The organism is Paenibacillus catalpae (assembly GCF_900112695.1).
Classification (GTDB): domain Bacteria; phylum Bacillota; class Bacilli; order Paenibacillales; family Paenibacillaceae; genus Pristimantibacillus; species Pristimantibacillus catalpae.
The window spans coordinates 1,005,541-1,029,012 of record NZ_FOMT01000002.1 but is presented as its reverse complement, the minus strand read 5'-3'; the positions used below and the strand labels follow the sequence as shown (position 1 = coordinate 1,029,012).

Below are 23,472 nucleotides of genomic sequence, written 5' to 3'. Positions count from 1 at the left end.
AGCGCTTATTATAGGTTTATGATGTTGTTGTACGTTTCCGGCCTGCGGTCTCGATAAAACTGCCAAATATTCCGCACCTCGCGGATCAGCTCTTTGTCCATTACACCTATAACAACCTCATCCTGATCCCGGCTGCCAATTGCGACAATTGAACCCCGGGGATCTGCCAGGTACGACTGTCCGTAAAACTCTCCCATATTCCAGGGTGCTTCAACCCCGACCCGATTGATTGCCGCAACATAATAACCGTTCGCTACCGCATGAGCCGGCTGCTCCAGCTTCCACAGGTATTCCGAAGTGCCAGCCACCGTCGCAGACGGATTAAACACAATCTCAGCCCCGTTCAGCCCAAGCGCGCGTGCCCCTTCCGGAAAATGCCGGTCATAGCAGATGTATACGCCAACCTTCGCAAAGGCCGTATCAAATACCGGATAACCGAGATTGCCCGGCTTAAAATAATACTTTTCCCAGAAGCCGCATCCGCCGTCGCCCGCCGCCACATGCGGGATATGATGCTTGCGGTATTTGCCAAGATAGGTACCGTCCGCATCAATAACCGCCGCTGTGTTGTAGTAATTAGCGATGCCGTCGCGCTCATAAATCGGAAGTATAATAACGACACCCAGCTCGCGGGACAGTTCCTGAAAAAGCTTCGTAGTTGGCCCGTTTGGAACTTCCTCCGAAGCGTCATACCATTTGGTTATCTGCTCGGCACAGAAATACGGCCCATAGAAAACCTCCTGCAGCGAGATAATCTGCGCTCCTCTGGCAGCCGCCTCCCGGACCAGACGGAGATGCTTCTCTATTGCTGCCTTTTTGTGCGCCTCCACCGGTTCATCGCCGTGCACATCATGGGAAGCCTGGATTAATCCGATTGTAACTTTACTCATCGCTTCTCCTCCCCATATCGGTTCCGCTTGCAATCCGTGAGGCCGCCCGGTAGAGCAGCTCGGCACCCAGCGCAATATCCTCCGGCGAGGAATACTCCTTAGGGTTATGGCTGATGCCTTCCTTGCACCGGACAAAAATCATGCTGTAATCACACACATAAGACATCGTCAGTGAATCGTGGAAAGGCCCGCTCATCAGCTCCGGCAGCTGCATCCCCATACCGGCCCCTTCCTTTCGCAAAATCTCCTTCATCCATTCCGCGCAATAACGCGGCTCGCTGTTTGTATCCTCCCGGATCAAATACTGCAGATCATGCTCATCGCAAATGTCTTGAATCGTCTCGAGCAGCTGCTGCTCCCGTTCATTCCGCCGGGACAGGACGATATCCCGCAGGTCGACCGTAAAGGTTACCTTCTCCGGAATGATGTTGCGGGAGTCTGGAAATACGGTGAGCGAGCCAACCGTACCTACCGTCGATGCCCCTTCTTCCAGCCGGGCGAGGTCATTAAGCGCTACAATCACCTTGGCTGCTCCAACCAGCGCATCCCGCCTCATCGGCATCGGCACCGAGCCCGCATGTCCGGCAAAGCCGTTCAGCTCCACCGTCCACCAGAGCGGACCTGATATCCCCGACACAATGCCGATAGGGGAGTCCAGCGATTCGAGTACCGGTCCCTGTTCGATATGAAGCTCCAGGAACGCGCCGATTCTTGCCGGCTCAAACGTATATCCCTCAAACTCTGCCGGATCGCAGCCAAATTCAAGCAAGGCTTCCCGGCGAGTTACCCCATTCTTATCCTTCCGGTCAAGCTCCCCTTCCTCGAGCTTGCCCGTCATGCCGCGAACGCCAAATAAGCCTTTGTTGAACCGGCAGCCCTCTTCATCACAGAAGGCGACCACTTCAATGTCCATCTCCGGGATAAAGCCTTTCTCCGCCATCGTCTGCACCACTTCAATTGCGCCAAGCACACCAATAGCGCCGTCATAACGGCCGCCATACGGCTGGGAGTCGACATGAGAGCCAAGCATAAGAACGGGAAGCTCCGGGTTTTTCCCTTTGAAAACACCAATCAGGTTGCCAAAAGGATCAATTCTCGCACGCATCCCCGCTTCTTCCATCCAGCTCTTGACCCGTTCCACACCTGCCCGGTCTTCCTTCGACAAAGCCAGCCGGCATACGCCAGTCTCCCCAATCCTTCCGATCTGCGCCAGTTCCTCAATACGTCTATTCAACCGTTCTGCATGAATACTTGCCCCCAGCTCCACACTCATGTCCGTTCCCTCCCGTCCAGACTCCGATGACATATAAGTATGTACAATATTTGAATTTATACGGTTAGTCAGATAGCTGCCCTCAAGTGAGGGCACCGTATCCTCACCTCATGCCTTATGATTATGCGAGTCATGCGCTAACACAGTATTATTGCCGAGAGTTAAGGTCCTCAGGGACCTTAAGCTTCTCCAACTAGCCAATTTTCGGCTCGCATTGACCCCTTTGCCGCACATAAGGTCCCTCAGGACCCTTAAGTCTCCAGATTCCGCCTGCAGCATGCGGGCTTAAGGCCCCCTAGGGACCTTAAGCTTCTCCAGCTAGCCCACTTCCGGCTCAAAATCATCCCTTCGCCTGTACTTAAGGTCCCTCAGGGACCTTAAGTCTCCAGATTCCGCCTACTGAAGGTGGTTTAAGGTCCCTTAGGGACCTTAAGTTTCTCCAACTAGCCTATTTTCGGCTCGCATTGACCCATTCACCTGCACTTAAGGTCCCTCAGGGACCTTAAGTCTCCAGATTTCGCCGACTGCAGGCAGTTTAAGGTCCCTCAGGGACCTTAAGCTTCTACAGCTAGCCCACTTTTGGCTCAAAAACACCCCTTCGCCTGACTTAAGGTCCCTCAGGGACCTTAAGTCTTCAGATTCCGCCTACTGCAGGCGGCTTAAGGTCCCTTAGGGACCTTAAGCTTCTTCAGCAGCCGATACATGCAGGCTGAACCTAAATTAGCTCTTTTCCGCATCCGCCAGAATCGTCTTATCAATAGCTTTACTGAGGTCAGGCGCGGCTTTGATAAGTCCATACTTCATTGAAATATCGACCGTCCGCTGTACCGCATCATCTACAAAAGAGCCAACTTGAGCATCCGTGAAGCCATCCGGCTTCACCAGCTTCGCCATTTCCATCAGCATCGTGGTCTGATGCTCCTTCGTGGTGCTGCCCTCGGTTACCGCCTTCATTACGATATCAACCGATTCATCCTGGTTGGCAATCGCATAATTCCAGCCTTTCATTGTCGCGCGGATGGCCTTCACCGCGGTATCGCGGTTATTTTTCAGCCAGTCCTCCTTCACTACGAGCGTATCCTCAAGCATCCCTACACCGGCATCTTCAAAATCGTAGACGAACAGATCCTCCGGCTTCACGCCGCTCTCCAGCACGACATGATACTCGTTATAGATCGTGGAGATCGCCACATCCAGCTGCTTGTTGAAAAACTGATCCATCGTAAAGCCCTGCTTCACCAGCTCCACATCCTTCTGAGGATCAAGCCCGTTCCTCTCCATAAAAGCGAGCACCTGGAACTGCTGGCTTCCCGTCCACATGCCAACCTTCTTGCCCTTCATCTTCTCAGGAGAGTCGATGCCGGAAGACTTATCTGCTACGAATCGGTAAGAGCTCTTCTGCAAGATTTGGGCGACCGATACAAGAGGCAGACCGTTGTCCCGGTTCACCAATAGGCTGTCAAAGCTGGTTACGCCGATATCCGCTGCGCCGTTCACCACCTGCTGCTCGATAACGACATCAGGTCCGCCCGGAACAATCTCGACATCCAATCCTTCCTGCTCGTAGAAGCCTTTTTCCTTGGCGACAAAAATACCCGCGAACTGCGCCTGAGGCACCCATTTCAGCTGGATCTTGACCTTCTTCAGCGGTTCGCTTGCTTTGCCCTCGTTCGTTGACTCCGATGAGCTGTTATTGCCGCAAGCCGCAACAATAAGCATCGCCATCACCATCGTCAGCGTGGATACTGTCTTCAACACCCGGTTTCTTTGTCTCATCTACCCCATCCACTCCCTATCGCTATCTATTTGTAAGATGCTGATGCTGACATCCCCTGATGCGTAAGTTATTAATGAAGCTTGCGCCGGGCAACATGCCATGGAATCGCCACTCTCTCAATCAGCTGAATGCAATAATAGAGAACGATGCCAAGTACGGCCGCGATCACAATGCAGGACCACGCGATTGGCATATTGCCCAGCTTGATCTGATCGGATAACAGAAAGCCAAGCCCTCTGGATGAGATAAAAAACTCGCCAACAATTGCCCCGATGATGCCCGTCGCCATATTGATTTTGAGTGCGGTGAACATATGAGGCAGAGCAAGCTTGAACCGAAGCTTGAGGAAAATGGTGTACTTGCCAGCCGCATAGGCATGCATCAACTCCAGGTAAGCAGGCTCGACGGAACGAAGCCCCTTATAAGCGCTGACCGCCATCGTTGCCATCGTCATAATCGAGACGATCGCAATTTTGGAGGCAACACCGTCGCCAAACCAGTTATTCATGACTGGAGCAAGCGCAACAATCGGGACAGCATTCAGCGCAGCAAGCAAGGTGATAGCGCCTCTGCCCGTTTGCGGGATAAAGGAAGCAGCAACCGCAGCAAGGAGGCCAATCGCTGAGCCAATCAAGCAGCCTCCGATCATTTCCAGGCCGGTATACAGGGAGTAGTTCCATAACAAATCGGCATTAGCTTGTATTGCCTTTGCAATAGCTGACGGTATTGGCAATTGGTAGAGCTCCAGGTTAAACAGCTTATGGAATCCTTTTAGCTGCCAGATAACGAGAAACAGAAGGCCAAATCCGAGTGGCAGCCATAACGTGCTTCGGGAATCTTTTCTGATGGAAATGTTCCTCGGACGGTTGACTTTCGTGCTTAACCCTGACGCTTCATTATCTGCTGCTCTGAGCACCGGGGGTGAGACGGGGGGCTGCTCTGTATTCACGGCCGTTATCTCCTTCATCTTCCCCCTCCCTCTTTCGGACGGAATTCCGGCTGCCACGGAGTCAACAGGCGTTCGGCCAGCGTGACAAGAAGAAACCAGATGAGCCCGATGACCACACTGATCAGAATCGTTGACCAGAACATATACACCTGCGAGCTGCCGTAATAGAGAGAGCTGAGCATGAGTACGCCAATGCCGTTTGGTGCGCCCATCAGCTCGACGATGATAGAGGCGGTAATCGCGAGCGGAGCAGACAGCTTTAGTCCGGCAAAAAGTCCCGGCAGCGATGCCTTCAGCCGCATCTTGGTGTATGTCGTCCATACGGTCGCCGCGTAAGAGCGCATCAGCTCCTCCTGCTCCGGTCTGATGCTTTGAAGCCCGCGAAGCATGTTGATGGCAACCGGGAAGAAGGTTACATATCCCGCCATCAGTACTCTCGACAGCGCGGGATCATGAATAATGCCGTACAGAATGGGAGCAAGACCGATGATGGGTACCATTTGCGAAGCGATTATATAAGGAGATAATGTCAGCTCAACGGCCCGGGACAAGCTCATCACAATCGCAAGGACAACGCCAACCGCTGTACCAATCAGGAATCCGGTTATCGAATTGCCGAAGGTTATCGCGCCTTGCTCGGCTAGAGTCGACCAGTGATTAATTAGAGCTTCGATTACCAAATGCAAATAAGGAAGCTTTGAGGCAGGAGCCAGCACATGGGCGACATCGGCTATGTACCAGGCGGCCGCTTCCCACAGCATCAGCACGCCAACCACCCATAAAACGATGATCCCGCCTGGGCTGCCTTTTCTAAGCCATTCGCTCAAGAGAATCACTCCTTAAAAGAATTGCGAATGCAATTCTTACTTCGTAAGCAATAGCTTAAGAATTGCGAATGCAATTCTTACTTCGTAAGCATTAGCTTAAGAATTGCGGATGCAATTCTTGCTTCGTAAGCATTAGCATAAGAATTGCGGATGCAATTCTTGCTTCGTAAGCATTAGCCTAAGAATTGCGCGTTAGCATTATCTAAAAAACAATCCCTCACCCGAGCTGTCATCTCATGGAACCGACTGGAATTGCGGATTTGCTCGTAGCTCCCCTCCTCACGCTCCATGTCCAGGATGGAGTGGACTCGCCCGGGATGTGCCGACATCACGATAATCCGATCAGACAGGAAGACCGCTTCCGGAATGCTGTGGGTAACAAACACGATTGTCTTTTTCGTCTGCCTCTGGATATCGAGCAGCTCTAGCTGAAGCCTCTCTTTCGTAAATTCATCCAATGCGGAAAAGGGTTCATCCATCAAGAGGATGGGAGGATCCAGCGAAAGTGCTCTCGCAATGGCCACTCTTTGCTGCATGCCTCCGCTTAGCTGCCAAGGATAATGATGCTTAAACTTCGTTAAGCCAACCATATCGATTAGTCGATCGGATATGGCTGAATATTCAGACTTTTTAAGGCCAAGTACCTCCATTGGGAGCTCAATATTATCCTTCACCGTACGCCATTCGAATAAGGTAGGGCTTTGGAAGACGATGCCGAACTTCCTCTTCAGCCTTACTTCACGCGGGACCTGTTCGCCAATTCTGATCTGACCGCCGGTCGGCTCAAGCAGATCCGCCATTAACCGGAGCAATGTCGACTTCCCGCAGCCCGACGGCCCCAAAAGGGATACAAATTCGCTGCGGTACACCTCAAAGCTGACCTTCGAGAGTGCCGTCACTTCCCGTCCTTTGCGCCCGAACACCATGGACACATCGTCTATTTGGATCTCAATCTCCTTCTGTCTATCAAGCGACAATATCCCAACCCCCTTATTCGTGCTGAAGATTGATATGCCATGCTTTTGCGTTCCGCTCGATGCTTATATGTAATATTATATAACACACAATTTGGATTACATTATACAAAGTGTTTTATAAAATAGCGAAAACGTTAGACGATATGTATAGAGGCGTCGCGGCTAGTGCTTTTATATGTCAGGGTTGCGTAACTATTCCTGTCCGCGCGTCACCTTCCCGATCCAAAAATACAGCAAAAAACCTCTTGGCAGCCAAGGCTAAGAGGTTAAGAGGTTGGTAATTCACGGAATCTCAAGCACCTATATGCCGATGCCTGGTGGTCAAGCCGTTATGATGAGCGAACATTAAAAAGAGCTTTCGTAATAACCCGTCAGCGGTTCCATAAGCGCCATGAAGCCTTGCTCGTACAATCGGCCATAGCGATAATGCCGGTCCGGGTCGGGGATGTATCGTTTCCCGTCCGGACTGTTCACCGCATTCGCCGCCTCCCGGAACGACTTGTATACGCCGGCACCAACGCCCGCGGAGAGCGCCGCGCCGAGAAGCGTCGCTTCGCCCGTATTGGGCACGGTCAGGTCGATCCCCGACACGTCGGCTTTGATTTGCAGCCAGATGCCGTTCTTGGCACCTCCGCCTACAACCTTCATCCGTTCGATCGGACAGCCGCAGATCCGCTGGGCACTCCTTCGCATCATCTCGACTTGATAGGCGTTCCCTTCCAGAACCGCTTTGATCAAGTCTCCTTTGCCGTGCTTTGCCGTCAAACCGATAAACGCGGCTCTCGCCGCTTGGTTCGTCCTCGGCGTGCCGCTTCCGGATAGATAGGGGAAATAAAGGATGCCTGTGGGATCGGAATGCGTGGACGACAGCAGCTTCATAATCGAGGCGTAAGAGAGATTTCCATCCCCGACCGTATCCCGAAGCCACTCGACGGAACCTCCGGAAGAAGCGTGACCGCCCATCCAGAACATCCGATCTGGAAACGCATGCCGGCCAAACGACATGCCGGACTCGAAGTCGGCAGCGTCCAGTCCGCGTTCGGCGAACGAGCCGACCAGCGTCTCCGCGGTCCCCATTGAATTGTAGACTTCATCCCCGCCCGAGGAGCAGGCAAGCGAAGCCGCCACGTGATCGTGTCCCGCCAAGCATACAACGGGCTCTCCGCTGAGTCCCATTTCCGCCGCAATACCGGAATGTATCTTCCCGACGGCGCTGCCCGCTGCGACAACCCCGGGGAACAGTTCCGGCTTAAAGCCGAAATGACGGATGAACGGTGCATCCCATTCGCGGCGGTCGATCCGGTAAACGAACGTCCGGGCAGCCAGCGTTTCATCCTCGGCCATCCTGCCCGTAAGGCGATAAGCGATATAGGCCGACGCCGAGAGCCAGACGCTTTGCCCGCCGAAGGCTTCCGGGAACTTTTCCTTTAGCCACAGAAGCTTCGGAAGACCGAATTTATGCGAGGCATGCAGCCCGGTTTGGAAGAAACGCTCCTTGGCGTCGATTTCTCGTTTTACCAGCTCCGCTTGCGGGATCGAGCAGGTCTCGAACCACGGCATGACCGGGGATCGCGGTCTCCCGTCCGAAGGATCGAGTAGCAGACCGCTTTCCGCCATGCTGGTAATGCCGATCGCCTTTACGGAAGGATGACCCGCAGCCTCGGCAACGTGGCGGATTAGCGTGGCGGCCGTTTCCCACATCCGTAACGGATCGTACACGGCTGTCCCGGCTGGCCCGGAAACCTTCTTATTCGGCCGTTCCGCCTGAGCGACGGCGAAGCCGTCTTGACGGAATAGCCCTGCTTTCATATTCGTTGTGCCGATATCGATGGCTAGCAGCATGACGCGCAACCTCCTGTAAGCTATACTGAGCCCCGCTGTCCTTAAACGGACAACCTCCGGGCATAACGATGGGATCGTTGGCACATATCAGCCGAACGATAATCCAGGGTATCGGAAAATTTCCGAAGCACAAGCAAACCGGCCTCTACCAAAAGCCGATTTGCCTGCTTTGCTATGAACTTAGCTGGTTAACGCAATATCGTGGCACTGTTCGTTTCGATATCCAGACGCATATCGCTCGGCCGAGGCCGCAGCGATGACCGTGAACGCTCAAGCCACTTCTTCCATGGGTCCCCGGCAGCCGGGTAGGCCATTCCGCTCAGCCTGCACAGCAAGAGCAGCGCCTGTCTGGCGAGAAGAATGCGAGTATCGGTCAAATAGCCGATCAATACTTCGTAGCCTTCCGAGCTTCCGCAGGCAGCGAGCCCCCGGGCGATCGCCAGCTCCAGCATCGATCGCCGTTCAAGGAAATAATCCGGCTGATAGCCTTGTCCGGATTGTTGATCGCGCAGGAACGGCACGCGGCGAATCGCCTGAAGCGCCGGAATCGCACCTGGATCGCCAAGCCGTTCCGCTCCTTGACAGACGGCGTCGATATAATAATAAAGTCCTTTCAACGAGTCCCGGAAATCATCCTCATCCGGCTTCAGCAGCTCCGCTACGCGGTTCCAGACGGCAATGCTCCGCATATCCTTCGCCTGCGCCAGCGAATACATCAGATAGGCGGCATCGGGCATCGCTCCATGATCCGGGGGCAGCTGCACGTACATAATGTCCGCCGTCCGCGGCGGAAGCACATCTCCTGCCAACTCTTGAAGGATCGACTCGATCAGCACCGGAACGCCGGCATTCGAGCCGACCATGGCCAGCGCCTGCGCCAAATGAATCCGCCGAAGTCCGTCCGCGCAGCCAAGCGCGCGTTCCAGAAACGGCACGATCCGCGGGCCGACGGAGCAAACCTCGGCAAACGGAATCGGATCGGAATGGATTTCGTTCATCCGCATGTTGGAATATTCATAGAGCGGCCGCTCGGATTCGATGGTCGCGACGAGACGCTCCAAATCCTCATCGCTGTAAATGACCGGACGCAGCGTCCGGCCTGCGGTGCCGGAAGGCAGCAATCCCTCGTCCTCCAGCCGGCGCTGCAATGGTTGGAGATCGATCGCGCGCAGCTTCATTCCGGTGCGAACCGCTTGCGCGGCGGCTAGCGCCGCAGCGGCTCCAAGGTTCTCGAGGTCCGCCTGCATGCGTATTGCCGGCAGCGCGTCGTGCGTTGCCGAAACGGCCTTGCCCGCGACAAGGATGCCGTCGAGCCCTTCCGGCAGCAGCATGCGGAACGGAATTTCGATTTCCAGATTCGGAGGGATGAGGCCAACGTTGACCCAATCCGCGCCGCTGACGCCTTTTACGTCGTGATTGCTGAAATGGACGTTAATCACATCAGGCCAGCGCCGGTGGAGCAGCTGATCCGACAGCTTCATAACGACGTCGCCTTTGACATGCCTGCTCTCGCGGGTCGCGACATACGTTCCGTGATCGTGAACGTTGGTTCCGCGCCTGCGGCCGGCCAGAATGGCCCTTGTATAGTCGAGCACGTCCGAGACGTCGACCATGCTTGTGAAATTGTTCTGGATCTTATCCGGAGACGTATACTGCGCCAGCGAATACCACATAACCGTGTGGTCGCGCTCCGAGCCGTATACGCTGCTTGCCCCGGCGAAGGCCGCGAGATCGCCGTCCCCGGTTGCGTCGATGACCGCTCCGGCCGTAATGGCCGCCGGCCCCCAGCGCGTGGCGACGACGGCGCCGGACACCGTGCTGCCTTGCATAACAACGCCAAACGTGACGGCGTTCAGAAACAGCTCGACGCCGCTGCCCGTGGCTTGTTCCAGCAGCGTGTGCATTTTGGCTTCGATGTTCCACTTGTGGCCCTTGTAGCGGAGCTGCCGCTGCTGCTCCAGGAAGGCCGCCTGAATGCGCGCGGCATAACCTGCTTTCCTGCCGAACCAATAGCTGTCTACCCCGCCAAACGTTCCCGTTCCGCCAAGACCCGGATTAAGTTCGACGAGCGCGGTCCGGACGCCTTCACCCGCCGCGGTGAAGGCGGCGCAGGCACCGCTGGAGCCGCCTCCCGCGACGAGCACATCTACGGTGTCACGCACCGGGATTTCCAAGGCTTCAACCTCGAACATCGGGAAAACGGCGTCTTTACCGCCGAAGGTCGGAATGCGGACGATCGGCTTGCCTTCAGTCTGGACAGCCTGAGGGATCGGCTCGTTCACGCTCACGGCGCTTCCGCTTACGGCCGTCCCGGAGGCCGAAAGGGCCGGCTGACCTGGCATGGCACTACGGCCGTTTGCAAAGCTATCCGCTGCGGAAGCCCCGGCGCCAGCGATCGCCCGGCCAAGCCGTTCGCCCGCGGCGGCTGCCCCGATTGGATCCGGAAGCTCCGCATCGCCGTGCAGATAGACGGCGCGGAATAAGGACCATACGCCGGGTACAGCCGGCACGGCCGTTTGTTCCGGCGTTGCAGCTGCGCCACCCGGTTCCCCGGCCGGAAACGGACCGGACAGCTCATGTGAAGACGCGCTCAGCACGGCTTTGCCGAAAACCGGCTCCCGCTGCAGGAGGTGAACAGCCAGCCGCATGCCCCGGCGGCGCGCTTCAAGCTCGCGCGCATGCGAGGCTTCAAGCGTGTTCTCGCTTGGCAGCGTCATTGCGAACTCGACGTAGACATGGCCCCGTCCGCGGCAGCCCCGACGTATCCGGATCTCGCCGCCGTCCGCTCCGATATCGGCGGGAACGTCCATTGCAAGCGGGACACCGACCCTAGGTGCAGCGTCATAATCACCTCCAGCGCGGACATCGACGCCAACGAATTCAAGCGTTCGGACATACCGCGCTTCGCTGCCGCCGCGGTACGAGGTAACGTCTTCGCCGCAAAGCGTGGCGGCAAGCGCGGTTTCGGTGGCGTCGACAATGAGCGGGCAAGCAATCAGCTGCCTGCCTGATTTGTTCGCAATTACGACGCCGGCCACGCGACCCTCCTGTTGCTCGATGCCGACGAGGAGCGAGGCATACAAGAATCGCACACCCGCTCCTTCCAGCGCATCCTCCAAGCTTAGCTTGAGCCGGTCCGGATAGAGTGCGGTATAAACAGGTCCACCCAAATCCGCCGTTAGAGGCGGATGCTTCTCATCGCCTTCCTGCTGCTGCGCGCCGAGAAGCGTTCCGATCAATTCGGGAAGCGTTCCCAAATCGGGCGGCAGCTCCAGCCATGGCCGCAGCGTTGCCGTCAGCTCGCGGCCCATGTAGGTTCGCGGTTCGATAAGCCAGACGCGTTTCCCCGCGTTCGCCAGCTCCAGCGCGCAGGCAATCCCCGCCAGCGAGCCGCCGATCACGGCCGCGTCCGCCTCGCCCAGCACCGGCACCGCCGCGCGGTCAATCCTCAGCTTGTCCATCGGTCTTCTCCTCCCGTTTTCTATGCCATAACGATCTCGATGCGAGCAGGCCGGTCCGACGAACCGCCGTCAATCTCATAAACATAATCGTTGATCTGCTTAACCGCAGCCGCTTCCCCGTTTACGATTGCGCGCATCGGATGCCCTTTGGAGGCAAAAACGAACCTTCCTCCTTCGCGCAGCGTCACGACCGTCGAATCGCCTTCCGCGAAGCAGTCAGCAACCGATGCCGGCGAGAGGTATTTGTCCGCGAGACCGATCGGCGTTACGCCGCCTGCAACCGGCACAACCGCGAACAGCGCATAACCGCTCTCGTCCAATCGGATTGCTTCACGCTGACCGGCCTTCATGAACGAGCAGCTTTGGGTAAAATGCTCGTAGACCGCGAACTCTTCGCCTTCCAAGCCCGGCACGTCATCCGGACTGATGAAGCCGTCAACCGGCGCAGCTTCCGGATGAATGTGGAACGCTGCCACGACACCCGCGCCGCCGGCCGTATTCCACAGCTTCAGTGGCACAGGCTGCTTATCCGGATCGGTCAGCAGGCAGTCCGGCGTCGGGTTTGCCGTACCGTCGCAGCGGATGATCGTGCCATCCGAGTAGATCAGCGGCCAAACGTTGGCGGGGTTCGTATTCCCCGGCGCGTCGCTGATATAGATCGGTCCGCCGCTGACCGAACGCAGGACGGCGTTTTGCTTGTCGTCATGGTTGCTCGACCAGTACATATCCCAGTCGCCCCAATAGAAAGCCCCGTGATAGTAAGAGTTATAGCCGTTCTGGAGCGCATGCTCCGGGAAGCCCCGCTTTTCCTGCGGCACGAAGTCGTCGCTGTTTCGCGAGACGGCCGATTTCGGACGGTGCCAGACGTTTTCGGACGCCATCCCCATGCAGTTGATAATCGTATCGTTGAAATGCAAAGCGACGGACGCTTCCAACGCTTCGTGCGCGGCGGCGGCAGCTTCGCCGATGGAGCGGCGCTCCTTCAAGTAATTCAGCACGGCGCTTTGGCTGTCCACCTTGACGAAATCAATGCCTTGGCGGCGCAGGAAGCCGTGCCAAGCATGCCAGAAGCCGAACCCCCTGCCCGCGTCGGGATACGGAACAAGATTGCCGCGCGGTACCTGGTAGAGGGAATCGCGGCTGTCCCGGGCAATGGTGCTGTCCTCGTGAATGCCGCCCCAGTAGCCGGCAATCGTATGCCAGACCCCTACGTGGCGGATGCCGTAGCGCTCCTTAAGGGCGGAGACGGTCCGCTTCAAGCCGCCCGGGAATTTGACCGGGTCGGCTTCGAAAGCAACGAGCTTGCCGTCCTTGACTTCGGACCATCCGTCGTCGATCATCACCCAGCCGACCGGAAGTCCGAGCTTTTGCAGTTCCTCCGCTTTCGCGAGCAGCCCGGCTTCGTCTACCTTATGGTAGAAGGCATCCCAGCTGCACCAGCCGAGACGGTCGAGCAATTCAGGGTATGTTTTGCTTTCGCGCGGGAGCGTCGGATAATCGAGCGCCTTCAGCGCGGCGTCGACGTTCGACTGCACGAGCCGATAAGGTTCGTCGCCAGCCGAGATTGCGAACGCCAATGTCTCGCACTTTCGGCGGCCGCTCTCGTAGGCCGACAATCGAAGCGCAAAACCGTCCTCCGTGCCGGCTGCATCCGTGCGCCAGACCGCGCCGACGACCGGAAGCAGATGATAGAAGCCGCCGGCCGTTCGCCAAACGACGGACTGCGTGCGCTCCGGCAGACGAGCCGGATCCGTATCGAAATGAGGGCGCGTCCACCAGTCTTTATGCTGATAGTTGGCCATCAGTCCTTCGATCCTTTCCTGCGGACGGATCTTCACGATAATGGCATGCTCCGCCGCGAACGCGCGCTGCTTGCCGAAATCGTTGTCGTTCACCGTCTCCGCGCTTACGCTCGCCAGCAAGGTGCCGTTATCGGCTATGGACAATCGAAGCTCCGCGCGGACCGTATCCGCATCGTTGCCGAAGCGATGTACAACCGTTCCCTGCTGTCCTTGTTCGGTACTCCGCGGCGTCAGCGCCTCCGGCTGCCCCTGACCGTCCAGCTTTACCGCTACTTCAAACGGTCCGAACACGGCCAGCGACGATCTCGAGGAAAGACGAAATTTCTCGTTGAATTCAAACATTGTTTTCAGCTCCTCTGCCTTTGTTTCTATCTTCTCGCCTGTTCCAGCGCGTACAATGCCACCGATAAACTCGCCGCGTCGCCGACATGCTCGCCAAGCCCGGCAGGCACGATCCCGCATGCCGCGAGCGACAAGGGTAAAGCCTCGCGTGCAAGCTCCTCCATGACAATTGGACGCAGCAAGGCTTCCTGTCTCGCGTAAATGCTGCCGATGACGATGCGCTCGGGATTGAGCAGATCGATTAGAAGCGCCAGGCCCCTGCCGAGCTTACGTCCTACGATGCCGACGACCTCAAGCGCCAGCGCATCTCCATCGTTTGCGGCGTCAAACACCGCCTTGGCCGTAATGCCGTCCAGCTCGGCAACGTCCTGGCAAATCGCGGTCGTTCCGCCCTCCTGAATGCGCTTCTCGGCCATGGCGTGTCCGAGCCGCGCGATGCCGCCGCCGCTGCAGAACCCCTCGAAGGATCCCGCTTTCCCATACCCGACGGGACCGTCGTTCTCAAGCCTGATGTGGCCCGCTTCCCCCGCCATGTCTGAGATGCCCGCGTACAGCCTGCCGTCCAAAATCAGACCCGCGCCCATGCCCGTCCCGAACGTCAGAAAGACCATGTTCGATACGCCTTGTCCCGCGCCCCACCGCCATTCGGCCAGCGCGCAGGCGTTGGCGTCGTTCTGCAGCGCGACGGGCACGCCAAAGCGCTGGCGCAGCGGCGTCACTACGTCGATGCCGTCCCAGCCCGGCAGGTTCGGCGGAGACAGAACGAGGCCGCGGCGGCTGTCGAGCGGCCCTCCGCAGCTGATGCCAATCGCCTGAAGAGACCCCGTTTCCAACGTCTTGGCCAGCAGCTCCTCCATCGCCTCCCCGAACTGCCGGATTGCCTCGGCCGGCGAATTCGGAGTCGGGAAGGCGCGCTTCGCCAGGACGTCAATCTTGCCGTCCTCGGCGATGCCGAGCACCGCGGCGCATTTCGTTCCGCCGATATCAAACCCTCCAAGCAGCATGCTCATGAGAAGAAGGCCTCCTCGAGCATCATGCAGAGCGCATGATAGATGGGAAGATGCCGCTCTTGAATGTCCGGCGTGCCTTCATAAGGCACGCAGACCGTCACGTCGCACAGCTCCTTCAGCCGGCCGCCGCCTTTGCCCGTCAGGCCGATTGTCGTCATGCCGAGCGATTGAGCCACTTGAACGGCGCGGACGACATTGGCCGAGTTGCCCGACGTGCTGAACACGACAAGCGTATCTTCCGGTCTTCCGTAGCCGTACACCTGCTGCGCGAATACCATGTCCGCGGCCACGTCATTAATATACGCGGTCGCGAGCGCGCTCTGGCTGACCAGCGAAATCGCAGGCAGCGCGCCCTGCAGCCGATCGGCGATATATGCGCCTTCTTCTCCGTGAACGAGCATTTTATCTCGCTCGGAAGCCGGCAGCCGCCGCTGCGACATAAAGCCCTTCATCAGCTCGCCAACGACGTGCTCGCAGTCCGCGGCGCTGCCGCCGTTGCCGGCAAGCAGCATTTTGCCGCCTTTGCGAAAGGAGTCTTCCATCGCCTCGAACGCCTGCCGTATCTGCTCCCTGCAAGGCTCAAGATCAGGATATTTCACGAAAAGTCCGTTAAATGTTCCGCTCACTGCAATCCCTTCCTTCCATTAACAAGTTTATTCGGCCATTTCTTTCAAATGATCGATCGCTTTAACGATAAACGACTCGCTGCCAAAGCTGCCCGATTTGAGCACGAGCCGGTAAGGCACTCCGCCCAGCGCCAAGCAGGAAGGCAGTCCCGGTTCGATTTCCCGCAGCAGCCGCAAGCCTGAGACGCTTAGCGCCGCGCAGACCGCCGACGACGTCTCGCCGCCGGCGATTAGCAGCTTTCGCGTGCCGGTCCGCTCGGCCACTTCCGCCACGACGGACGACAGCGCCTCGGATACGACGCGCGAGATATCCGTATTGCCGCTGCCATGCTCCTTCGCAATCCGTTTCGTTTCCGCGACCTTCTCCGGTTCGTTGGAGGCATGCAGCAGAACATCCCGTCCCGCCCGCAGCTCCGCGCTCGACAGCTCGGCCAGCCGCTCCAGGTGCGGTTCTTTCTCCCCAGGCTGCAGCAATAAGAGCGAATCAAGCTCGAAGGCAGCGATGCCTTTGCTTCTCGCATAGGCGATTTGCGACGCCGTCTGCGGCATCAGGCTGCCGGCCGCGCACAAGACGCCGCATTCTGCCGCCGGCTGCAAGGCTTCGCCGCTATGATTCATTTCTCCAAATCCTACACCCTGCGCACCGTTTCTTGCCGCGCCGCTGCCAGTCTCGGCGTCCCCGTCCAAGATTTTCTCAGTAAGAAGTGCCGCGGCTTCCTCCGACAACGCGGAACTCCCGCACAGGATCGGTTCATTCCGCGTCGCTTCGGCGATAATCCGCAGCGAATGTTGATCGCGCACGTCGAGGATCAAATAGGAGCATGCCGAACGCTGCCTGTCGATCTCCGCGCGCAACGCGTCAGGCCCCCGATCGATAACCCCGATTGGAACCAGAGCAACGGGGCGCTCCGTTTGCTTCTGCAGAATGGATACGAGGCTCGATTCCGTCATAGGATGAACGGGATCCCGCCGGAATTCCGATTCCTCGAGCAGCTTGCCGTGGACGTAGTGCACGCCGCCTAGCGTCGTTCTTCCGTTCTTGGGAAAGCCAAGCACAACAACGGCGAACGAGGCGCAGAGCTCATCCAGCATGGCATCGAATTCCGGCCCGATATTGCCCCGGAACACCGAGCAGGTTTTATTGACGAAATGGTCGCAGCCGGCCTCCCGGAGCGCGCGAGTCGCCGCAGCCGCCTTGTTGTAGGCTTCCTCCGGGCTGTCGAGCCGGGAGTTCGTGTCAATGATGAGCACGTCCGGTCTGTCGGCCGCGGCCGCTGCCGGATTCCAGGATTCGAGCGTATATACATCCGTACGAAGGCCCGCTTTCGCATACATGATGCCTATGTCGTTCGCGCCGGTAATATCGTCCGCAACAATGCCGATCATCGCTTTCACAGCTCCCACTTCCTTCTAGGCCGATAGCCGGATCGCTCCAAGAAATCAAGCTCCGCCGTCTTCGGCAGCCGGTTCAGCGAGATACCCGCTCCCGATGCTTCGACAACCATCCTGCACGCCATTTCCAGAGTCTGAAGAGCCATTCGCGCTTCCTTCACGTTGACGTCGTAAACGAGCACGCCGTGATTATCCAGCAGCAGCACGTTCGCCGACTTCGCTTTCTCCCTAACCGCCTCGCCGAGCGCCGCCGATCCGGGGTGATGATAGCCGACCCGGCCGATCCGCTCGAGGTAGTACATCGTCTCGACGAACAAGCCGGACGGAATTGTCTCGCCCGCGCAGGCCAGCATCGTGCTGTAGAACGGGGAAGCGTGCAGGACGGCTCCGATCTCGGGCCGCTCCTCGTAGATCGCCGCATGCATCGGCACCTCCTTCGAAGGCTTCTTGCCCGTACCCTCGGACGCAACCGGAGAATTGCCGCCAATTGCCAAGGAACACTCGGCGAAATCCTCTTCGCCGAGTTCTCCCAGAAACGTGCCCGTCGCCGTGATAAGGAAATTGCCGTCATCAAGGCGCGCGCTGATATTGCCGGCATTTCCCCAAGCCAGCCCTTGGTCCATCATGTACTTGCCTGCCGCACGAAGCTCGGCAACCGTCTTCTCCCGACGCGTCATCCTATTCAAGCTCCCATTCGAGCATGCTCGTTTCCGTCACCGGAAGGTCGGCATTCATCGGGACGCGGAACGTCTTGATGTCCGACGGATTAAAGTCGGCGCGGATGACACGGTTCCACTTCGGCAGCTTGATCTCGGCCGAAGTCGCCCGTTTGTCCGTCTCGTAGCAGCGTAAGATCAAGTCATCGTTGTCCTCCGCCTTCTTGATTGCGCTCACGATAATATTGTCCTTGTCTACCGAGACGAACGAATCGGTTTGCGGCAGCTTGCCTTCGTGGAAAGTCTCGATGACCGCGACCGGCTTGCAATTCAGCTCCGAAGCGCGACGCACTGTGCCTGCTTGTTCCCACGTGCCTTCATGAGGAAGCAGCGAATAATTGAAATGCTGGATGCCTTGGTCGATAAACGAATATTCCCCGTCCGCATCCGGCACGTAAGGGTCATGATGCGCGTAGATCGGACTGCGCAGCACCGTCAGCGCCATTTCCTTGGCATGCATGCTGTAGCTGTATTTGGCGTCATTCATCAGGCTGAGGCCGTAAACATCATTCGTTGCTTGCACGATGCCCGTGTAATCGACCCAATTTTGTCCCGGCTCTTCTTCGCCGTTATGCTCCCGTTCGATCGTGCCGTAAGGAATCTCATAGGTTTGCTTGCTGAAAATGACGTTGACCGGAAAAACGAGCTTGAGCATCTTGAACTTCTCTCGCCAGTCTACCGATACGCTGACGTCAATCTGCTTGCTGCCTGGATACATCGCGAAATCCTGTACCAGCTTCGAGCTGCCGTATTCGCTGACGACGCGGATAACGGATTTGACAGGTCCGTGCTCGATGCGCAGCACCTTCGTTGCCTTGAACGTTTCGGACGGCCCGTTGAAATGAAGCACGTCATGGCTCCACGTATCAGACGTATCCTCGATGACGACCGGTCTCGCGCCGTCCTTCATCACCTCGAAATTCAACGCTTTGTCCTTCAAGCTCTTGATGAAGCCCGTGCTCTTGTCAAATTCAAGACGCATCAGATCGTTCTCCAGCACAAGGTCGCTGGCCGTGATCGGCTCTCCGACCGGCTTGATAGAAGCCGATTCCTTCACAAGCTTGTAGACGCGATAGCCAAGCGGCGGCAAATCCGCCATGAAGCTCAGCCGGTATCGGCCGCGCGCCGCAGCCTGCGACTTCACCGTTTGGAATGGCACCGGGTTGCCGGCATCATCGAGCAGCACGCTGGAATCCTTCATGCCGCCGACCTCCAGCTCCACGTCGACCCGGCTCTGCCACGCATGAGGATTGAAGACGACGATCGGATGCATGGACTCGTCCTGCTCGATGCCGATATTCCACGACAGCGACTGGACGGCATAGTTCAGAGAGCGGTCGGCGATTGCCATCGCTTCGCCAAACAGGTAACGGGCGTCTTCGTATGCCGCTTCCAAGCTCGTGCCGGCCAAAATATCATGGAACTGGTTGAACAACACGTTCTTCCATGCCCGGCTGAGATCGGCGAGCGGATACGGCTGGCCCGTGACCCAAGAGGCGAGCGCGGAGAACTTCTCCGCGGCGATTAGGCGGTTCTCCGCCTGGCGGTTCCACTGCTTAATGCCTGAATGCGCCGCGTAGCAGCCGCTCGCGTGATGCTGCAGATCGTCGTGCACGACCGGGAACGACAGTCCCGACTTGACCATATCGTCGAAATATTGGTCCGGAGTAGCGAACTCAAGCTTCGGCAGGTCGGCCTCTCCGTTCATTCTGCGAATGCTGGCGATATTCTCCTTCGTCGGTCCGCCGCCGTGATTGCCGACGCCATAGAACAGCATCAGGTCGTTCAGCGGTTCCTTGAATTCCCCGAGGCAGCGGCGCACGTGATTTTCCAAGTCCTTGCCCCACGACAAATATTCGTACATAATGCGGAAAGTCAAAACCTTCGAGCCATCGTCGGACTGCCACCAGAATGTCCGGCCGGGAAGCCCTTTCTCGTTAGGCATCGGTCGCATCATGACATAGTAATCCATGCCGCTTTTCTTCAAAATCTGAGGCAGCATGCCGTTATGCCCGAAGCTGTCTACGTTATAACCGACCCTTGCCGTTACGCCAAACTTCTCCTTGAAGTAGCGCTGGCCGTACAAGCCTTGACGGACGAAGGATTCGCCGCTCGGAATGTTGCAGTCGGGCTGAATCCACCAGCCGCCGACGATGTTCCAGCGTCCTTCGGATACGCGCGCCTGAATCTCCTTGAACATGTCAGGGTCATTGTTCTCGATCCATTCGTACATGGCGGCCGAGCTCGACGTGAAAATGAAATCTTCCGATTCCTTCATCCGGTCGAGCGCGGAGCGGAACGTCGCCTTCGCTTCCTGGAAGCCTTCCTGCCATTGCCACAACCATACCGGGTCCAGATGCGCGTTGCCGATCATATAAAGCTTCTTGTTTTTCATCTATGATTTCATCTCCTATTAAACAAGTTGGATTGGATTAAAGAACGCCAGTAGATTCGGCCGCCGTTAAAGGACGAACCTGCCCGCTTCGCCCGCGCTGCATACGAAGCTTTCTATTTTGCCAATGACGGTGCGTTTGACCGCTTCGCGGCCAATTACCAATCGTTCCGGGGATAGCGACAGGCATTCCAAGTTCGACATCCGCTCCTCGCGGCCCAGAGCCGCCAGCAAAGACAACTCCAGATCAGTAGCGATATTGACTTTGCTCACGCCGCCGCCAGGCAGACGGAACGCTTGCTGCATCATTTCGGCCGGAACGCCCGATCCGCCGTGCAATACGAGATGAACCGGCGTTAATGCGCGGATTTCCGTCAGGCGCGCATAGTCGATCTTCGGCTGCTTCACGTTATAGACGCCATGTGCCGTACCGCAGGAAACGGCCAACGCGTCGACGCCGGTCAAACGGACGAATTCCTCCGCTTCCCGCGGATCGGTATAAAGCTCCTCGTCCTTGTCTGTCTCGACGAAGTCCGTCGTGCCGATCATGCCGAGCTCGGCTTCGACCGATACGCCTTTCGCGTGAGCATACTCGACGACTTCCTTGCTGTCCTTGACGTTGCCGTCGAACGGCTTCTCGGACGCGTCGATCATGACCGACGTGAAACCGGCATCGATCGCTTCCGCGATTGTAGCCAGCTCCTTTGTATGGTCAAGATGCAGGACGACTGGCACCGTTATGTTCTGCTTGGCGACCTGGCTGTAAAATTCATCGCCGAATTCCGCCGGTGTAATGCCGTAACGAACCAGCTCCTTATGCGAGATTTGCACGATAAGAGGCGAATTCGCCTCCTGGCCGGCTTGAAGCACAGCCGCGATCATAGGTGTGTAGCGCGGCGAGAACGAACCGATTGCGAATCGCCCCGCCTCCGCGAATTCCAGCGCCTTTTTCAGCGTAATGACGTTGCGTGGTTTGGTTTGGTTATTCATATTATTTCTCTCCTTATCTATATCTCTGTCCGTTTAGTTCATTTATTTGGATTATTTCGATTATTTTAATTATTCCGTTTATTTCGTTTGTTTTGTTGCCGCAGCTGCGGTGATCGTTTCCATCACGCGCTTCATGCCAAGCTCCGGGCTTGTCAGGAACCGTTGCCGCTCTTGCGGAGAGAATCGTTCCGCGACCCGGGCCATCGACGCCTGCGCCAGCACAACAACGTCCGTTTCGGAAACCAAGCGGCGCAGCGTTTCGGCCAACTCGTTATCATGGCCGTCCTTGTCGCCGGCGAGCAGCATCCGATAGGCCGTCGAAGCAACGACCGGGACAAGCTCGACCGTCTTGCCGGCTTGCTCCGCTTTGGCGCGCAGCTGTCGCTGCGTTGGCGCAAGCGTCGTCGCAAGCGTAGCGGCGACGCCAATTCTGGAGGCCGCGCCTACGGCAAACTCCGCCACTGCTTCGTCAATGCGGACGATCGGCACCTCAAGCTCGGGTTGCACCTGGGCGCAAAGCTCGCCGATTGACGAGCAAGCGTTCAGGATGCAGTCGGCGCCAAGGCGCTCGGCGATTCGGGCATATTCGCTCCAGCGCCCGTAAACCTCCTGGATGCAGCCGCCATTTGCCGCCAGCTGAGGCAAGATGGAGTCGTCGACCAGATTGACGATTTCAATGCCCGGCATCTGCGCCAATGCAAGTGCTTTAAGCGGCTCCACCGTCAGCGGCGTCGTATGGATAATGGCTAGTTTGCTGCCGGACCAATCCGTTCTGCTATCTCCCATAAAACAATCATCCTTTCTTCATTGCGGCCATCGCCGCATTCAAATCCGGGTATGCACCCGTCACTGCCGCCGCGTGCACGGCGGCGCCGAAGGCCGCCTCCTCCTTCGCCTCCGCCAAATGCAACGGCAGGTTCAAACGCTCGCGAAGCAGCCTTTGCATGACGGGATTGCGGCGAATGCCGTTGCCGGAGCCCGCGGCGCCGGTAACGGTGGCCAAAAGTCGTTCCGGTATAACATGTACGAAACCCATCAGCTCGTCGACGATCCCCGTCAGAACAGCTGCCGCAAAATGCCCTGGCGTAAAATTGTCCGGACCAATCCCTGCGGCATGTCCTAATCCATTCGGGTCGTTCCGCGTACCGTAAAACTGCGTGTCGAAACGGAGCTGGCCAAGACCGTTGTCAAGCGCCTGCCCGGCCATCTCGTTCATCCGCTCGAAAATCAGAGCATCGTCCATCTCGGCATCGCAAAACGAGAGGCAGACCGCTTTGAAGAACTGCTCCAGCAGCGCGTACGACTTGCCCCCGCTGAGCGGCGCCCCGACGAGCAGGCAGCCGCCGCCCGGAAACGGACGCATCTCCAGTCCGGCAACTTCCTCGTGGCTTTCCGAGAACAAGGATATTTGCGATCCTGTGCCGATGTTGACGAGCAGCGTCCCTTGCAGCTTCGGTACGGCGCCGATGAAGCTTGCCTGATTGTCGCCGATGGCGCAGGCAACCACTTTGCCGTCCGGCGTTGTGCCCGCGATGCCGTTCTCCTTGCAAATCGGAGGCAGAATGGCTGCGTCTATCCCTGCCCGAGCGACTGCAGCCGCATCGAACGCCGTAAGCCGGTTCGAGAACATGCCGAGGCTGGCTGCATTGGAAGGATCCATGACGGGAACCGCCGCCCCCGTCAGCTTCATGGCGACATAATCGCCGATTGTGCAGAGGAATGCTGCTTCCTCCGGCACTTCACCGTTCAGCGCGTTGTAATAATGCGTCGTGAGACCAAATCCGCTGCTCATTGAATAACCGGTTAATTTGCCGAGGCGCTCAACGTAGGATTCCTCACCCTGCTTCAACGGCAAATCGCCGCGCCCATCCTGCCACGTGTAAAGCGGACTGACGCTGCGACCGGCCCGGTTGACGTATAGCATGCCGTGCATCTGGCAGGAAATGCCGATTGCGGACACGTCTTTCCAATAGGGCTCGCAGCCTGCGATCAACTCGCGAACAATTGCCACGATGCGCTCCGGCTCCTGAATCCGTTCCCAGCTTCGCTTGCTCCGAAGATCGGAATCGTTCGCTTTCGTTACGATGCTGACCGTCTCGCCGGATGCCGAAGCAATAACCACGCCGATAGAAGTCGTGCCAATATCAATACCAGCCATGTACACGTTCTCGCAAGCCCCCTTCGATGGATAAATCGTATTCGCCAG

The 23,472-nt window shown here is 57.5% G+C and carries 17 protein-coding genes; all 17 read right to left on the bottom strand.

Translation table 11 applies throughout. The features are described from left to right. Nucleotides 1-8: 8 nt before the first annotated feature. Nucleotides 9-890 (bottom strand): nitrilase-related carbon-nitrogen hydrolase, encoded by an 882-nt coding sequence (locus tag BM200_RS12270; RefSeq protein ID WP_091185573.1) that lies wholly within the window; start codon nt 888-890, stop codon nt 9-11. Then, on the bottom strand, nt 883-2,163 hold the full coding sequence (locus BM200_RS12265; RefSeq protein ID WP_091185571.1) for a M20 family metallo-hydrolase: 1,281 nt from the start codon (nt 2,161-2,163) through the stop codon (nt 883-885). The genes BM200_RS12270 and BM200_RS12265 overlap by 8 nt, the downstream gene beginning before the upstream one ends. 720 nt (nt 2,164-2,883) lie before the next feature. Next, nucleotides 2,884-3,939 (bottom strand): ABC transporter substrate-binding protein, encoded by a 1,056-nt coding sequence (locus tag BM200_RS12260; protein ID WP_091185568.1) that lies wholly within the window; start codon nt 3,937-3,939, stop codon nt 2,884-2,886. Nucleotides 3,940-4,010: 71 nt separating this feature from the next. Then, entirely contained in the window at nt 4,011-4,907 is an 897-nt protein-coding gene (locus BM200_RS12255) for an ABC transporter permease (RefSeq protein WP_091185567.1), read from the bottom strand. Then, complete coding sequence (locus BM200_RS12250) at nt 4,904-5,725, bottom strand: ABC transporter permease (protein WP_342716330.1); 822 nt, start codon at nt 5,723-5,725, stop codon at nt 4,904-4,906. Before BM200_RS12250 ends, BM200_RS12255 begins: the two co-directional genes overlap by 4 nt. 164 nt (nt 5,726-5,889) lie before the next feature. Next, nucleotides 5,890-6,693 carry an ABC transporter ATP-binding protein gene (locus BM200_RS12245; protein ID WP_245772990.1) on the bottom strand — a complete coding sequence of 268 codons (804 nt, stop codon included), beginning with the start codon at nt 6,691-6,693 and terminating at the stop codon, nt 5,890-5,892. A gap of 345 nt (nt 6,694-7,038) precedes the next feature. Continuing rightward, entirely contained in the window at nt 7,039-8,535 is a 1,497-nt protein-coding gene (locus BM200_RS12240; protein WP_091185564.1) for an FGGY-family carbohydrate kinase, read from the bottom strand. A 188-nt stretch (nt 8,536-8,723) separates the two neighbouring features. Beyond that, nucleotides 8,724-11,960 (bottom strand): FAD-dependent oxidoreductase, encoded by a 3,237-nt coding sequence (locus tag BM200_RS12235; RefSeq protein ID WP_175532842.1) that lies wholly within the window; start codon nt 11,958-11,960, stop codon nt 8,724-8,726. A gap of 56 nt (nt 11,961-12,016) precedes the next feature. Then, the gene (locus BM200_RS12230) at nt 12,017-14,140 is read right to left on the bottom strand and encodes a Sip1-related alpha-galactosidase (protein WP_175532841.1); all 2,124 of its coding nucleotides are present in this window, start codon (nt 14,138-14,140) and stop codon (nt 12,017-12,019) included. 26 nt (nt 14,141-14,166) lie between these two features. Further along, nucleotides 14,167-15,150: an ROK family protein gene (locus BM200_RS12225; protein ID WP_245772989.1), complete on the bottom strand. Its 984-nt coding sequence runs from the start codon at nt 15,148-15,150 to the stop codon at nt 14,167-14,169. Next, complete coding sequence (locus BM200_RS12220; RefSeq protein ID WP_245772988.1) at nt 15,147-15,776, bottom strand: D-sedoheptulose-7-phosphate isomerase; 630 nt, start codon at nt 15,774-15,776, stop codon at nt 15,147-15,149. The genes BM200_RS12225 and BM200_RS12220 overlap by 4 nt, the downstream gene beginning before the upstream one ends. A 27-nt stretch (nt 15,777-15,803) precedes the next feature. Further along, nucleotides 15,804-17,162, bottom strand: a complete 1,359-nt coding sequence (locus tag BM200_RS12215) for a four-carbon acid sugar kinase family protein (RefSeq protein WP_245773019.1) — start codon at nt 17,160-17,162, stop codon at nt 15,804-15,806. A 5-nt stretch (nt 17,163-17,167) separates the two neighbouring features. After that, nucleotides 17,168-17,845 (bottom strand): class II aldolase/adducin family protein, encoded by a 678-nt coding sequence (locus BM200_RS12210; protein ID WP_091185555.1) that lies wholly within the window; start codon nt 17,843-17,845, stop codon nt 17,168-17,170. A 1-nt stretch (nt 17,846) separates the two neighbouring features. Then, on the bottom strand, nt 17,847-20,279 hold the full coding sequence (locus tag BM200_RS12205) for an alpha-mannosidase (protein WP_091185552.1): 2,433 nt from the start codon (nt 20,277-20,279) through the stop codon (nt 17,847-17,849). A 66-nt stretch (nt 20,280-20,345) separates the two neighbouring features. Beyond that, entirely contained in the window at nt 20,346-21,266 is a 921-nt protein-coding gene (locus tag BM200_RS12200; protein ID WP_091185549.1) for a class II fructose-bisphosphate aldolase, read from the bottom strand. A gap of 78 nt (nt 21,267-21,344) precedes the next feature. After that, nucleotides 21,345-22,052, bottom strand: a complete 708-nt coding sequence (locus tag BM200_RS12195; RefSeq protein WP_091185548.1) for an aspartate/glutamate racemase family protein — start codon at nt 22,050-22,052, stop codon at nt 21,345-21,347. Nucleotides 22,053-22,059: 7 nt separating this feature from the next. Continuing rightward, a complete protein-coding gene (locus BM200_RS12190; RefSeq protein WP_245773018.1) occupies nt 22,060-23,424 on the bottom strand; it encodes a sedoheptulokinase in 1,365 nt (454 codons plus the stop codon). Between the last annotated feature and the right edge of the window lie 48 nt (nt 23,425-23,472).